The 14,686-nt window shown below is 58.3% G+C and carries 13 protein-coding genes and 1 tRNA gene; 4 read left to right on the forward strand and 10 right to left on the reverse strand.

Annotation, left to right across the window (positions count from 1 at the left end):
- Nucleotides 1–77 precede the first annotated feature (77 nt).
- Entirely contained in the window at nt 78–908 is an 831-nt protein-coding gene (locus AC2FIO_RS06650) for a LysR family transcriptional regulator (protein ID WP_496696468.1), read from the forward strand.
- Here the strand turns inward: AC2FIO_RS06650 and lptF are convergent.
- The 3 genes from lptF to AC2FIO_RS06665 form a co-directional block, all read right to left on the reverse strand.
- Nucleotides 905–2,044, reverse strand: coding sequence for an LPS export ABC transporter permease LptF (gene lptF / locus AC2FIO_RS06655; RefSeq protein WP_282121096.1), 1,140 nt, complete (start codon nt 2,042–2,044; stop codon nt 905–907). The two genes, AC2FIO_RS06650 and lptF, sit on opposite strands and share 4 nt — an antisense overlap.
- Nucleotides 2,045–2,226: 182 nt before the next feature.
- Nucleotides 2,227–2,394 (reverse strand): hypothetical protein, encoded by a 168-nt coding sequence (locus AC2FIO_RS06660; protein WP_496696470.1) that lies wholly within the window; start codon nt 2,392–2,394, stop codon nt 2,227–2,229.
- A gap of 288 nt (nt 2,395–2,682) precedes the next feature.
- Nucleotides 2,683–2,758, reverse strand: a tRNA-Trp gene (locus AC2FIO_RS06665).
- Nucleotides 2,759–2,901: 143 nt separating this feature from the next.
- On the opposite strand from AC2FIO_RS06665, the gene AC2FIO_RS06670 reads away from it, so the two are divergent.
- Entirely contained in the window at nt 2,902–3,609 is a 708-nt protein-coding gene (locus AC2FIO_RS06670; RefSeq protein ID WP_496696472.1) for a lysophospholipid acyltransferase family protein, read from the forward strand.
- Here the strand turns inward: AC2FIO_RS06670 and AC2FIO_RS06675 are convergent.
- The 5 genes from AC2FIO_RS06675 to AC2FIO_RS06695 all read right to left on the reverse strand — a co-directional run bounded on the left by AC2FIO_RS06675 (nt 3,606) and on the right by AC2FIO_RS06695 (nt 10,783).
- Complete coding sequence (locus AC2FIO_RS06675) at nt 3,606–3,851, reverse strand: MoaD/ThiS family protein (RefSeq protein WP_170559220.1); 246 nt, start codon at nt 3,849–3,851, stop codon at nt 3,606–3,608. The genes AC2FIO_RS06670 and AC2FIO_RS06675 overlap by 4 nt on opposite strands.
- Nucleotides 3,844–6,099, reverse strand: a complete 2,256-nt coding sequence (locus AC2FIO_RS06680) for a xanthine dehydrogenase family protein molybdopterin-binding subunit (protein WP_282170987.1) — start codon at nt 6,097–6,099, stop codon at nt 3,844–3,846. Before AC2FIO_RS06680 ends, AC2FIO_RS06675 begins: the two co-directional genes overlap by 8 nt.
- Nucleotides 6,099–6,578: a (2Fe-2S)-binding protein gene (locus AC2FIO_RS06685; RefSeq protein ID WP_058278395.1), complete on the reverse strand. Its 480-nt coding sequence runs from the start codon at nt 6,576–6,578 to the stop codon at nt 6,099–6,101. Before AC2FIO_RS06685 ends, AC2FIO_RS06680 begins: the two co-directional genes overlap by 1 nt.
- Nucleotides 6,575–7,441, reverse strand: a complete 867-nt coding sequence (locus AC2FIO_RS06690; RefSeq protein WP_496696475.1) for an FAD binding domain-containing protein — start codon at nt 7,439–7,441, stop codon at nt 6,575–6,577. The genes AC2FIO_RS06685 and AC2FIO_RS06690 overlap by 4 nt, the downstream gene beginning before the upstream one ends.
- Before the next feature lie 129 nt (nt 7,442–7,570).
- The gene (locus AC2FIO_RS06695) at nt 7,571–10,783 is read right to left on the reverse strand and encodes a reductive dehalogenase (protein ID WP_496696477.1); all 3,213 of its coding nucleotides are present in this window, start codon (nt 10,781–10,783) and stop codon (nt 7,571–7,573) included.
- Between the two features lie 76 nt (nt 10,784–10,859).
- On the opposite strand from AC2FIO_RS06695, the gene AC2FIO_RS06700 reads away from it, so the two are divergent.
- Entirely contained in the window at nt 10,860–11,762 is a 903-nt protein-coding gene (locus AC2FIO_RS06700; RefSeq protein ID WP_282170990.1) for a LysR family transcriptional regulator, read from the forward strand.
- Here the strand turns inward: AC2FIO_RS06700 and AC2FIO_RS06705 are convergent.
- On the reverse strand, nt 11,753–12,604 hold the full coding sequence (locus tag AC2FIO_RS06705) for a LysR substrate-binding domain-containing protein (protein WP_282170991.1): 852 nt from the start codon (nt 12,602–12,604) through the stop codon (nt 11,753–11,755). The genes AC2FIO_RS06700 and AC2FIO_RS06705 overlap by 10 nt on opposite strands.
- Nucleotides 12,605–12,707: 103 nt before the next feature.
- Between AC2FIO_RS06705 and AC2FIO_RS06710 the strand changes: the two genes are divergently transcribed.
- A complete protein-coding gene (locus AC2FIO_RS06710; RefSeq protein ID WP_496696479.1) occupies nt 12,708–13,409 on the forward strand; it encodes an SDR family oxidoreductase in 702 nt (233 codons plus the stop codon).
- Between the two features lie 2 nt (nt 13,410–13,411).
- On the opposite strand, the gene AC2FIO_RS06715 is transcribed toward AC2FIO_RS06710, so the two are convergent.
- Entirely contained in the window at nt 13,412–14,683 is a 1,272-nt protein-coding gene (locus tag AC2FIO_RS06715) for an NAD(P)/FAD-dependent oxidoreductase (protein ID WP_282170993.1), read from the reverse strand.
- Nucleotides 14,684–14,686 lie beyond the last annotated feature (3 nt).

The following is a 14,686-nucleotide window of genomic DNA, read 5'->3' on the forward strand; positions in this document are numbered from 1 at the left end:
TACGGCCAGCATATCCGAAGGCAACAGCTGAAAAAAATGAATTGATTTTATCACTTCGATCAAAAAATACTTTCGACATGCAAATCAAAGCCCTTGAGACATTTCTGTGCGTTGCAGACACCGGTGGCTTCCATGCCGCTGCACGACACCTCAACATCACTCAGACAGCGGTCAGCGCCCGTATCAAACTGATCGAAGAGGAAACCGGAAAGCCCTTGTTCACTCGAGGCGTAGGCGGCACCAACCTGACAGAATTCGGACGGCAGTTTAGACCCTATGCCGAGCAGATGTTGTCATTGTGGTCCTTCGCCTCTCGTGACCTACCGGGGCAGACACCGCACCGGATAGCCCTTCGCCTTGGTGCACAGCTCAGCGTTTGGGATCCATTGCTGGTCGATCTGGCCGTTCGCTATGAACAACGCCATGGCCAGCTATTACTGACCCTGAACTACGATCATGACCTCAACATGGTCGAGGCCGTGGCGACGCATGTATTGGATGCAGCACTGACCCACGAAAAACCATCTGATCGGCGCGTTCTATATCACGAACTGGCACCGGAACGTTTATTGTTGGTCGAAACCCTCGGCGCGGGCAAAGACCCAGTTTTCGTAAATCTCGAGTTAGGCGAAGTTTATCAGGACCACGCGCGGTCAGCAGCGCGCAAAGCGGCAGGACAGACGCTTTTTTTGGGCAATTGCATGATGGGCCTGCGGTATGTTTTGCAGCGCGGCGGCACGGGGTACTTCCCCGAATATGTTATTCAGGATCAATTGAACGAAGGCACCTTGGTGCCGGTTGCCGAAGCGATAGACCTGATGTTGCCGCTTTATCTGGTGACCCGGCGGGACAGCGAAGCCTTCGACGACGTGGTGGCCTGCCTGACCGAACTGCGTGCGGCGGATTAAGCTTGAGACAAGGCTCCATTCGCCCCCCGCGATCGGGTGCGCAGCAATGGCCGCCCGGCGATCAACAGGAACACGCATGAAATCAAGACGCCGACAATCGCCGGAAGATAAAGCAAAATCCACAGGTTTGGATCATCAATCACGACCGGGGACACAAAGCCCCGGACCCCCTCCAACAGGACCAAAATCGTGAAAGCTCCGAATATCTGTGGCCACAGCCCAAAGCGCGAAAAACTGCCCAGCATCAGCGTTGAAAAACCAGCCATCGCCACCGCGATACAAATGGCGATCCATGAAAAACGCTGATGCAGCTCTTCGATCAGTTCCCCTTCCGAGAACTGCTCGGTCGCCAGAATACTTTCCCGGCCCTGCAAAAGCTCGAGCGTTGGGATCGCCTCAAGACTGCGCATGGCGTTGGTGTCTGAATTTGTCAGTTCCGAGATGTCATAAGAGGCATCCGCAAAAAGCGTCGAAGACAGCGTCCTGCCTTCCGGGTTCAGGCGCAATGCGATCCCGTCCACCATCACCAGATGAATGCCGGAGCCATTGTTGACCAGATAGGCCGTCTTGCTGGAATAGCTGACCGGGCTCTCTGCATCCCGACGATCCGAAACAAAAACCTCGGATAACGTGCCGTCGAGATCAATTTTCCCGATGTAAACCGTAACACCCTGCGCGGGATGCAGAAATTCACCTTCATTCAAAAGCTGAGCGGTGACATCCCCCGCGACCTCGGCCTGACGCTGTTCCAATTGTTCAACTGACGCGGGGCGCAGGAAGACACTGATCGCGGCCATCATCAAGCCAGTTACGATGCCAAATACGAACACTGCGCGCGCCAATCTCCAGGGGCTGGTCCCGGTGGCCAGCATCACTGTCATCTCGCTTTCACGGCTCAGGCGGTTGGTGGCATAGACGGCTGCAGCAAACACCGCCATTGGCATCACAGTGCGGATCAGGGTCGGCAGGGTCAGTGCGGTAAATTCCAGAAACACCATCGCGGGTTGGCCGCCGCTGATCACCCGGTCAAACAGGCTGACGGAACGGGTAATCCAGAATACACCCACCAGAACCAAGGTGAAAAAGCCGAACAGAATCAGCAGTTGCCGCAGGAAGTAACCATCAAAGCGCGACATGAACCCTCTTCCGCCTGTCTGTTGTGGGCAGGACCATAGGCCATTCTACTGGCGTAGGAAACCGGGATTGACCCTTTGACAGCAGGGCGCGGGAAGAACGATGTCTGGACAAAGTAAGATTGCGAACTTCACTCCCCAAAAACAAGGCAGGTAAAGGTCAAAATTCTTTATTTCTGAATTACTTAGAAGATCACGTAGTGATGGACACCGGTCGCGACAACGACAGACGCGGCAATGACTGCGACAGACGCATAGTCGGTTAGTTTGAACTTGCGCTTCTTAGGATGCATCGTCCATTCAGCCCACTTCTTTTGGTCTTCCGTCAGTTCCGAACCTTCACCATACGCCATCATTACTACCTCAAACTTGACATCGCTAAGTCGACAAACTTTCGCCAGTATTTTGACACAAACCGAATAAATCAAGTAAAAACACTGGGTTCTTACCGGGTTAACCTGACGGCAGGCTCGGCGCCTGGGCTCTGAAAAGCATTCATAAACATCCAACCTCTCGAAAATCCTCGCTCGTCTGACCATAGCGATCCGATAATTTTCCATGAAGCGGCCTGCAGTGGTGCGCCCCGACGAACGAGAGCAATTCACAAGGCTTCCACCGATTCTAGGTTTTCATTGGAGGAATGGCAGGGGCAGCAGGGTTCGAACCCGCGACCTACGGTTTTGGAGACCGTCGCTCTACCAACTGAGCTATACCCCTAAGGTGCGCATCAAATATGCCAGCCGCGCAGCGGACTCAAGAGGCTTTTTCAAATTCCGCGCGACTAATGCACGCGACAAACAAGTTGCGTGCAGCGTTTAGTTCTATAAGACACGGTTTGGTCAGTACGAGGGACCCAATCCGTGAGTATCCGCAAAAAGATCGCCGACAGCGAAGCCGTTTTGAACTGGGCCGCGCGCCGCATCGCAAGTTATATCCGGATGGTCAATCGCAACACCAAATGGCAGCGTATCGGATACGAAGAACTGGATCAGCTGGCCGAACAAGGTGAGCCGGTGATCGTGGTGCTGTGGCATCAAAGGCTGGCGCAGTCGCCGTACTTCTTCCCGCTGGACAAAGGACGCATCTGCTCAATCACTTCGTCTGCGCGCGCAGGCAGCATGGTGGGTCGGGTGCAGAAATTGTTCGGAATGGACACGATCGCCATGGCCAGCAAACATAAAAGCAACGTTGCCGTCTCGCGAGAAGTGATCGGTAAGATCAAACAAGGGATTTCCATCGGCATCGCTGCTGACGGACCACGTGGACCCGAGCGTGTGCTTTCCACGGTGCCATTGGTTTGGGCGCGCACATCTGGCAAACGAATCTTCGGGATCACCTTTTCTGCACATTATGGCAGCGAAGCGGGTACATGGGATCGTCTTTTGATGCCCCGCCCCTGGCGAAACAAGGGAGTCTTTCTGTGCCGCGAGTGGACCGAGACCGTGCCTCGCAAAGCATCCGAAGAGAAAATCGAAGAGCTGCGCCAAAGCCTTGAGCAGCATATGAACGATATCACTGCTGAAGCCGACCGCATGGTCGGGCGCGAACCGTGGTCGCCAGAGGCCTAACCGCCCCTTAACCGCTGCATCAGGTAAACTTCGCTGCCTTCAGGGATTGGCTCGGTCAGCCCTGTGGCTATAACACGGCCATCAATTGCAATAGACACCCCGGCATCAATAGGGCCTTGAAGCTGTGGGTGGGCGAGCACCAATGCGCGTAACAGATCTCCGGTCGTCTTGGCTTCAACCTCGACGACCTGCTGGCCCCCGGTCAATGACCGGAGGCCGGACCAGAGATGAACTTCAACCATCGTCCTTGAGCGCGGCCAGAATACGCGGCGGCGACATCGGCAACTGACGCATGCGCACGCCAGCCGCATGGGACACGGCGTTGGCAATGGCGGCCAGAGGCGGCACAATGCCGGTCTCGCCGACGCCTCGTACACCGAAGGGGTGACCGGGGTTGGGCACTTCGACAATCACCGTGTCGATCATCGGCAGGTCACTGGCGACGGGGATGCGATAGTCGAGGAAGATCGAGTTCTGCAGGCGACCATCCTCGCCATAGATGTATTCCTCGTTCAGCGCCCAGCCTATGCCTTGCGCAGCACCGCCCTGATACTGCCCTTCCACATAGGTTGGGTGGATCGCCTTACCGGCATCCTGGATGACCGTGTAGCGGGTGATCGCAGTCTTGCCGGTTTCCGGATCAACCTCGGCATCGACGATATGGGTACCAAAGGACACGCCTGCGCCTTCCGGGGTCGCTTCGAAATGGCCTGAGATCGGTCCGCCTGTCGAGCCCATATGAGCCGTGATATCAGCCAGTGGCCGCGGATCGAAATCACCGGCATTGGGGCCAGAGGGCACCGCACAGCCGTTTTCCCATTTGACTGCGTCGGTCGGAATTCCCCAGCTGGCCGCCGCGCGTTCGCACAGTTTTTCGACCGCGTGTTTGGCTGCTTTGATGGTTGCCAGACCGGAGGCGTACGTCACGCGAGAGCCGTGGCTGACGTCGTTGTACCCAAGCGTCGCTGTATCGGCGATGGTCACCCGGATGTTTTCGTAGGGAATGCCCAGCACCTCAGCCGCCATCAGCGCCATAGATGCACGCGAGCCGCCGATGTCCGGCGTACCGACCATCAACTGGGCCGAACCGTCCTCGGACAGAGATAGCGAGACCGAAGTTTCACCACCGTGGTTAAACCAGAACCCGCAGGAGATGCCGCGCCCCTGCCCTGGTTTCAGCGGCGCCGAGTAGTGCGGATGCGCCTTGGCGGCTTCCAACGTCTCAACCAGCCCGATGCGCTCGTAACGCGGACCATAGCTGGCTTTGGTACCCTCATGCGCGGCATTCTTCAGACGCACATCAACAGGATCGAGGCCCAGCTTTTTGCACAGCTCGTCAATCACCGATTCAACCGCAAAAGCCCCCATCGGCGCACCGGGTGCACGATAGGCCGCCTGTTTCGGGCGGTTGGCCATCACGTCATAGCCGATCTGTTTGACGTTGGTCAGGTTGTAGGGCGCAAAGGCGCACATAGCGGTCATGTCACCAGGCGCTCCGGGGAAGGCCCCACCCTGCAGGCGGAAAACGCCCTGCGCGGCAGAGATGGTCCCGTCCTTCTTCATCCCGATCTTGATGTCCATCGACGCCGACGAAGTGGGACCGGTTGCCCGAAACACTTCGGATCGGGTCATCACAACCTTGACCGGGCGGTTGGCCTTGCGGCTCAGCGCCAGCGCAACGGGTTCGATAAAGACGGTTGTCTTGCCGCCAAAGCCGCCACCAATCTCGGATGCCGTCACGCGCAGCTGCGAGGTTTCGATACCCAGCAGCGCCGCGCAGGTCTTCTGTGCGATCCAGTGTCCCTGGGTCGTGCACCACAGCTCACCCTTACCGTCATTTCCCAGCATGCCCAAACAGGCATGGGGCTCGATATAGCCCTGATGGGTCGCCTCAGTGACAAAGCTGTCTTCGATGACCAGATCGGCCTCGGCAAAACCAGCTTCGACATCGCCGTGCCCACTTTCATGGTAGCGAACGACGTTCGGGTGCATGCCTTCGGGCACCGAGTAATCCGCCGCACCTTCGCGAATGACAGGCGCATCTGAGGCCATCGCCTTATCCACATCAGTAACGTGGGGTAGCACCTCGTATTCGACCTCAATCAGCTTGAGCGCATCACGCGCTGCAAGGGCAGACGTAGCTGCTACAGCCGCAACGGCGTGTCCGTCATACAGAGCCTTTTCGCCTGCCATGACGTTTTCCAGAACATTCCAGAATTCGCCCTCCAGTCCCGGTTTGAACGGGACGTCCGCAAAATCCGCGCGGGTCACGACGGCTTTGACATCCTTGTGCGCCTCGGCTTTCGACGTGTCAATTTTCACAATCCGCGCATGGGCGTGAGGCGAGCGCAGGATCGCGCCGTGTAGCATACCGGGTGCCGACATATCGGCCCCGAACTTGGCGCGGCCCGTAACCTTGTCCAACCCATCGGGACGGTTAGGTCGCGTGCCAACAAAGGTGAATTCAGATTTGCGATCGTCGAGTGCCATTACGAAGCCTCCCGCAGTTCTTCGGCTGTTTCCATCACAGCGCGAATGATCTTGTCATAACCGGTGCAGCGGCACAGGTTCCCTGCCAGCCAGTACCGGGTTTCTTCTTCTGTCGGGTTTGGGTTCTTTTCCAACAGAGACTTGGCCGCGACCAGAATGCCCGGTGTGCAGATGCCGCACTGAAGCGCGGCGTGTTCGATAAACTTCTGCTGCAGCGGGTGCAGAACGTCGCCATCCGCGATGCCCTCGACCGTTTCGATCTGCTTGCCATCGGCCTCGACGCCCAGCATCAAGCAGGAACAGACCAGGCGCCCGTCGACCGAGACGGAACACGCGCCGCAGTCACCAGTACCACAGCCTTCTTTCGCGCCGGTCAGGTTCAGCTTGTCGCGCAGACAGTCCAGCAGGGTTTCGCGCGGGTCGCAGAGGTATTCAACCGAGTCGCCGTTTACAGTGGTGGATACGTGGAACTTGCTCATGCTTGTTCTCCCTTCGCACGGGCATAGGCGATTTTCGCGGCGCGCTTGGCCAGAACGCCAGCGACCTCGGTGCGGAACGCGATGGTGCCGCGCTTGTCGTCAATCGGGTTGCACGCAGCGGATGCCGCAGCAGCCAGCGCATCAAGCGCGGCGTCGTCCAGTGTACTGCCGACGATGGCCTTGGCACAGTCTTCGACCAGCAGAACGGTCGGGGCGACAGCACCCAACGACACGCGGGCTTCGGTGACAGTGTCGCCGTCCAGACGAAGGTTTACACCCACGCCAACGACGGCAATGTCCATTTCGGTCCGTGGTATGAACCGCAGATAGGCGTCGCCGCCATCCTCACCCCGTGCGGGAATGTGCACGGCCGAGACCAGCTCACCCTTGGACAGCGACGTTTTGCCGGGGCCGGTCGGAATTTCTTCGACAGCAACTTCGCGCGTACCTTCGGGTCCTGTGATAGTAACGGTCACTCCGGCGGCGACCATAGCAGGCACAGAATCGGCCGCAGGAGAGCCATTGCACAAGTTCCCGGTCAGCGTTGCGCGCCCCTGCACTTGGGTTGATCCGATCAGGTCCATCGCCTCAACTACGCCGGGCCAATCGCGGCCCAATTCGGAATGTTCGCTCATCTCGGCACCGGTGGCCGCGACGCCAATCGTCCAGCTGCCATCGGCATTGCTGATGATGTCGCTGACGCCGTCGATCTTTTTGATGTCGATCAGCGTGTCGGGGGTCACAAGTTCCGAGCGCAGCTGCACCAGAACATCGGTGCCTCCCGCCAGAAACCGGGTAATGCCCGTCGCGTTCGCGGCCAGAGCCGACGCCTCGGCAAAGCTGGCGGGGCTGTGATAATCCATGAAAATACCTCGCACCTGTTGATCAGGATTCACTGGGGTTCGCAGGGGACGTTAGTGCAGCTACCCCACGGCGTCCATGGCTGGAACGACCAATTTTTGTGTTTATCGAAGTCGTTTTCAGACCTCAGATCAGAGGTCGAGTTCAATCACACCGTCAGGTTCAGCCGCGCGGCTTTGACACAAGATGATCGCGCCCTCGCGCTGTTTGTTGGACAGAACGAAATCACGATGCTCAATATCGCCGGAAACCACACCGCATTTGCAGACGCCACATATGCCGTCGGCGCATTTCACATCCACATGAATACCCGCCTCGTTCAATACCTGAGCGGCATCTTTGTCTTTGGGGACGGTCAGTTCCCTACCCGACTTCGCCAGCTTCAACGTGAAGGAGTGATTTTCATATTCCGGCTGTTCGGGGACTGAGAAATACTCCAGGTGCCGCGCCTCTTCGGGATATCCCTGCCGGTCGGCCGCTTGCATGACACCGTCCATGTAGCGATCCGGTCCGCAGGTATAGACGTGCCACCCTTCCTGATAACCCGACAGGACTGCATCCAGATCGGCGCGCGTTCCTTCATCCGAGAAATGAAAATGCACGTGGTCGGCCCAGGGCATCGCCGCCAGATCGTTCAGGTACCCGGCCCCAGCACGGGTGCTGGCGGAATAGTGTAACGCGAACGGCTTGCCCAGCGCATGCAACCGATGAGCAAATGCAATCATCGGGGTGATGCCGATCCCACCACCCATCAGGAAGGTCTTTGTTGCAGTTTCATCCAGTTCGAAATGGTTGATCGGTTTCGAGATGAAGACCTTGCGCCCCTCGCTGAAGATTCGATGCAACAGGGCCGAACCGCCGCGACCTTCATCCTCGCGCAGAACGCCGATCTGATAGACTGACCTGTCCGACGGGTTCCCCGACATTGAGTACTGGCGCAGAAACTCAGGCGCGACCAGCACATCCAGATGCGCCCCGGCGGTCCAATCCGGTAACGGCGCGCCATTCAGGGCCGAGAATTCATACTTGGTCACATCCGCCGTCATCTTGCCGACCTTGGTCAGCGCAACTCGCATCACCGGCGCATCGCCCGCGATCGAGTACCGATACACGATCGAGGTATCCCCTGCTGCCTTGCGGTTTTTGTATTCTTCGGCTGACACCATCGCCTGATAGGCCGCAATCCCGGCCTCGCGGTCCATCGCAAAAGGATATGGCCACGGATGGGGGGCCAGATAGGCAGGATAGACGGCTAATGTCTGATCTTCGAACTGCAGGTCCAGATCCGTTTGCAGGTCACGCCGGTTCAGCGGATGTTTCGTCGGGCGGTAAGCTCCATCCGCCTGCAATTCAATATCCCACCACCATTTCTTGGTGTCGTTCAAACCGCCATTACCCACGGCATCGTCCAGTTTCGCCAATGCCGGCGCGGCTTTCGGGATGTTCATCGCGGCCCAACGGAATGGGCGTTCCTTGAAGATGCCCTCAAGGTTCCACGGGCACGTCTTCATGCAGCGCCCGCACATCGCTCCGCCGGGTGTGGTCACACGATAGGTCGCGCATTTCTGGCTGTCGGATTTCCAGATCTCATAGCCGTTGAACATGAGTTTCGGCCCCGCGGTGATTGCCCCCGACGGACATTCGCGCGCGCATTTGTTGCAGCTTTCACAGAAAGTCTGCAGGCCAAAATCAATCGGTTTATCGTGCTCCATCGGCATGTCGGTCGTCACTGCGCCGGACTTGAGCCGGGGCCCGAGATAAGGGTTCAGGATGACCTCGCCAATCCGGCTGACCTCGCCCAATCCAGACAGCAGCAAAAGCGGCGGCTGAAGCACTTCGCCATCCATGACCGTATGCGCCTTGGCTTTGTAACCGAGGTTGCGGATCTGCTGCGCGATTACACCGCCCAGTAGCGAAAACCGCAGATAAGCGCGCATCGACTGGGCAACTGCGATCCAGTCATCGCCACTGGACCCCTCCATCGTTTCATAGCCCTGGTCGATGATCATGCTGATGGCCTGATCGTGGGTCGGGTTGATCTCTTCTCCGGTCGCGTCGTGAGAGTACCACGCCCATTCAGGACAACGGCTGAGGCCCACGGCATCGCCTCCAATGAAATAGGTCGCAGCCTTGATATTCGCGGCATTTCGGGCGGCATCGGTCGGGCGCGGGCCATCCGCGCTGTCGCCATCCTGCAAAAGCACAAATGCGCCCAGTGAACGGCGTTGCGCGAAACTGGGGGCGGCCTTGCGCACGTAGTGCCCCCCCCTGGCTGCATCCTGCAGCGGTTTGCCCATATCCCCGAATTGTGCGCGGGCAAACATGTCGGCGCGTTTGGGAACGCGGGCCACGTTTTCTTCGTCGATGTAGGTAGTCGGATCCTCGACGCGCTTAAGCTTCTCGAACGGATGCGCCCCGTCCACGTAGCGTCGTTTGGCGTAAGCATCCCGGTTCAGCGCGTTCTTGGCGAACCCCGTTCCCAGCCACCACGCCGGACCCTGAGTGCGAAACCACGGTTGCTGCGCCATGGATTGCAGGGGTCGATCATGCGCAATCTCCATCTCGGTCGTAACAGCTGCCAGACCAAACCGCGTCCCTAGCCACGGCACAACGACGTCGCCGTTCTCGACCGAGGCCAAACCAGCCGCCACCGCCAGTTTTCCAAGATCAAACTCAGAGGACATCGCGGTATGCGCCCGTGCATCGAACCCCAACAACCGGATGTAATTGGCAATCACCACCGCATTTTCGGTCGCCAGCAAACAGGAACGGTGGTCCTGCGCATCCATGATCCATTCAGAGCCGGGCTCATCCGGATTCGGATCACGGTTGTGTTCATAGACAAAGACGATGGCGTGGCGGTGGGTGTCCATCGGCTTGGGGGCCGCCTCCATACTTTCCTTAAGGTCGGCCATAATGACATCAATACCCGACGCCAGCGTCTTGGTCTGCCGGGTCTTCAGCGCATGGGCCAGTCGATCTATGTCGGGGTTACGACGCGGCTGGGGCAGCATCGCCTCGGCAGGCAAAGGCCCACACCCCATCATCGACGCGTCATTGAAATAGCCAAAAGCCTTCAGGTGATGCGCACGCGCGCTCGGATCAGCCGGGATTTCAGAGGGCACAGCATTCACGAATCCATCACGAATAGCGTCCATCATCGCCTGAAACTCACCCATTGCGTTGACGATGCTTTCAGGCTGATCCGGCCGCTGAAAACTGAGTACGGGCATCGGCGGCACGGCAGACAGGTCCGGCGCAACGCTCTGACGTGCCAACCGCTCCGACGGATAAGGCCCCATGTGGACCGGCCGGTTCTTGTCCGAGAAAAAGCGGATCCCCATCGTGCGCCTCCTGATTTCTAGGTCTCACCTAATGCGGCGTGGACAGTAAATCCATTCATGAATAATCATAAGCGGTATGAGCAAAACAGATTTCATGGATCTGGATGGCAAAGTCCTGAGGGTCTTTCTGACCATTCTCGAAGAAAACTCGGTATCCAAGGCCGCAGATCGGCTTGGCGTGACGCAATCGGCCATCAGCCACACCCTGTCCAAACTTCGGGTGGTTCTGGGCGATCCGTTATTTATCAGATCAGGGCAAGGTCTGACCCCTACTGAGCGCGCCTTGTCCCTGAAAGACCCCGTGCAGCAGGTTCTGGACAATATGCGCGCACTGACCGAGGACCGCCCGTTCGACCCGCTGTCCGAAGAGATGGTCTTTCACATCGCCACAAACGACATGCCGAGGGAATTGATTTTCCCGCAATTGCTGCAAAAAGTACGGACCGAAGGCGTGCGGCTAGGGTTGGGGTTTATCCCATCAGGTGTTCCAGACCCTGAGCTGCTGCGCAGCGATCGGTGTCAATTGATGCTGACACCTTTGCCGCCGGATGGACCGGACATCTTTCAAAAGCGCATCCTCAGCAGTCCGTTGATGATCTACTATGATGGCACACGACGATCTCCTCCGGACAGTTGGGAAACCTATTGCGAAACCGAGCATGTCGAAGTGCGCTTTGCCGATGGCCGCAGCTCGCGCGCTGTTATGCGGGGTGTCGATCAAAACCAGATCAGGCCACCGACGGTTACCCTGCCGCATTTCAATGCCATTACCTCATTTGTGAAAGGCGGCGACCTGATTTCAACCGATACGGCGTTGATGAAACACGGGCCGCTACATGCGTTGGATTGTGCACCTCTGCCCTTCGCGTGCGACCCTGTCTCTATCTACATGGTCTGGCACCAAAGATCTTCCAACGACCCGGCACATCGCTGGTTGCGTGACAGGATCGAAGCCATCGCAGCGACGCTTCAGGATTGAGACAGCAACCAGTCTTTCATCACTGCGACCAGCGCGGGTTGGCGTGGCTGTTTGGGTGTTACGATGTAAAAGCCCAAGTCCTCGACCAGCTCGTCCGGGATCGGGCGCACCAACTGACCGGCGGCCAACTGGGCAGAAACAAGCGGTTCGTTAGCAAGCGCAACACCCTGGCCCGACACGGCTGCGTCGATGGCAAGGCTGGTCTGGCTGAAACTCATCATCTTCGGCTTGCCCGTGATCCCTGCACGCTGCAGAAACAAAGGCCACAGCCCATGGGTGTCGTTCAGCAGAGTGTGCTTTGTCAGGTCAGCAGGATGCGCAATTCTGGCCGCCATCTCAGGACCGCAAACCGGAATGAAAGTTGTGGAAAACAGAGGCACTGCGACCACCCCGGATCCAAACGGCGCACGCCCTTGCCGAACAGCAATGTCGACACCGTCCCCCTGGAAATCCGCCAGCCGCTCCCGCGCGTCGACCTGCACGGCAATATCAGGGTGGTGCCGCGTAAAGTCCGGAAGTCGAGGAACCAGCCATTTCGAGGCAAAGCTGGGCGTGACAGAGATAGTAATTTGTCTGTCCCCAGAAAGATCCTCGACGGCCTCTTCGATCAGACGGAAGGCCCGGCGCAAGGGCGCATGGAACCTGCGCCCAGCCTCGGTCAGCGCAAGGCCACGCGGCAGGCGGTCAAAGAGCGTCACAGCCAATCGTGCCTCAAGCCCGCGTACCTGCTGGGCGACGGCACCTTGGGTGACGCCCAGATCCTCGGCAGCCAAGCGAAAGTTCAGATGCCGCGCCGAAGCTTCGAAGGCCCGCAAAGCGTTCAGAGGGGGAAGAGCCGCCATCGTAGCACCCTGTAGTTTTTCTACATCATAAGGCCAGCAGAACTGATTGGTCAATCAGATCGCCAAAGCGCATCTTCATGCCATCAATGAATGGAGAAATCACATGACCAAAGTGGCGCTGATAACAGCGGGCGGCAGCGGAATGGGCGCAGATTCAGCCCGACGTCTGGCCGCAGATGGATTTAAGGTCGGCATCCTGTCGTCTTCTGGCAAGGGTGAGGCACTGGCGCACGAACTGGGTGGTGTTGGCGTGACCGGGTCAAACCAGTCGACGGATGATCTGCAAAAACTGGTCGACACCGCGATGTCCCATTGGGGGCGCATCGACGTGCTGGTCAACTCGGCCGGTCACGGACCGCGCGCGCCAGTGCTGGAGCTGACGGACGAGGATTGGCACACCGGAATGGACGTCTATTTCCTGAACGCCGTCAGACCAACCCGGCTGGTGACACCTATTATGCAGAAGCAAGGTGGTGGATCGATCATCAACATTTCGACTTTCGCCGCGTTCGAGCCCGACCCTGTCTTCCCAACTTCCGGCGTGTTCCGCGCAGGTTTGGCCGCTTTCACCAAGCTGTTCTCGGATCATTACGCGGCTGACAACATCCGGATGAACAACGTCTTGCCAGGGTTCATCGACAGCCTGCCAGAGAAAGAGGAATTCCGCGCGCGCATCCCGATGGGCCGCTATGGACGCAGCTATGACGAGATCGCCTCGGTCGTGGCGATGCTTGCATCAGAGGGTGGCGGCTATATCACCGGTCAAAACATCCGGGTTGATGGCGGCATCACCCGCGCTGTCTGAGGTCAGAACCGCGCTTTGACAAAATGGATCAGCGCCGCGCCGGTTTCAAAATAGGCGCGGCGTAGCCCTGTCCACTTTTCCTGATATTCTGGGACTGCGGGCACCGGCAAAAGGCTTGGGTCGTCCTGCAACAGACTTTGGGCAACAAGGCGGCCAAAGACAGTGCCTGGCCCGATTCCACGCCCCGAAAATCCATGAACGGACAGAGCATTGGGACCAATCTGCGTAATCTTCGGGATGTGGTCTGACGTCATGGCGATGCGGCCATGCCACCCTTCGACCAATGGCTGATCGGCCAGTTGCGGATACAGCTGTGCCAGTTTGCGCTTGATCCAGCTCTTGTGAATCCCGCCGCCTGCCTGATCCAGATCACCCATGGCACCGATGATAAACCGCCCCTCTTGATCCATTCGGAACGAGGTCATGATCAGGTCTGTGTCCCAGCACCCCTCATCCCCCGGCAAAACGCTGGCGCGCAGATTGTCGGACAATGGGGCCGTGGCATATTGGAAATAATAGACCGGCACATAGGCGGGGGCCGATGCGGTCAGATCACGGTGATAGGCATTGGTCGCCTGAATGACCCATTTGGCGCGCACTGTGCGCCGAGCAGTCTTCATCACCCAGATTCCATCCATCTGCTGCATGGACAGAACCTGATCTTGCGTGGAAACCAACGCGCCAGCCTCAACCCCGGCACGCGCCAATCCGCGCACATATGCCAATGGCTGGATGGTTCCGGCGCGCGGATCGAACAGGGCGCCACCAAAGGCCGCACTGCCAGTGCGCTGCGCTGTCAGTTCTGCAGACAGCAACTCAACCGGTGCGCCAGCAGCGCTGAGTTGCGCGTGGCGGACCTGCAGATCCCGGAGACCCGCAGCCGAATGCGCACAGTGCAGAGTTCCGTTGCGCACAGGTTCACAGTCTATCCCATGCTGGTCGATCAGGCTGAACACCTCTGATGGAGCAGCAGCCAGAAGGTCAACCAGCCGATCCCCAACTATGTCACCCAGATGCGCGCGAATCTCAGCGGGCGGCAACCACAGCCCCGCATTCGCCAGCCCGACATTGCGGCCCGATCCGCCGTGGCCGATGTCATGCGCCTCAAGCAGACAGACCGAGGCACCAGCCTTGGCTGCAGTCAGGGCCGCAGAACAGCCGGTGTACCCACCACCGATCACCGCCAGATCAACAGTGATATCACCGGTTGAAACACTGGGTTCGACAAGTTCACGGCATGTGTTCAGCCAAAGGGACTGGTTGTGGTCGCTCACGTC

It is taken from the genome of Ruegeria sp. CDSB086 (assembly GCF_059611065.1).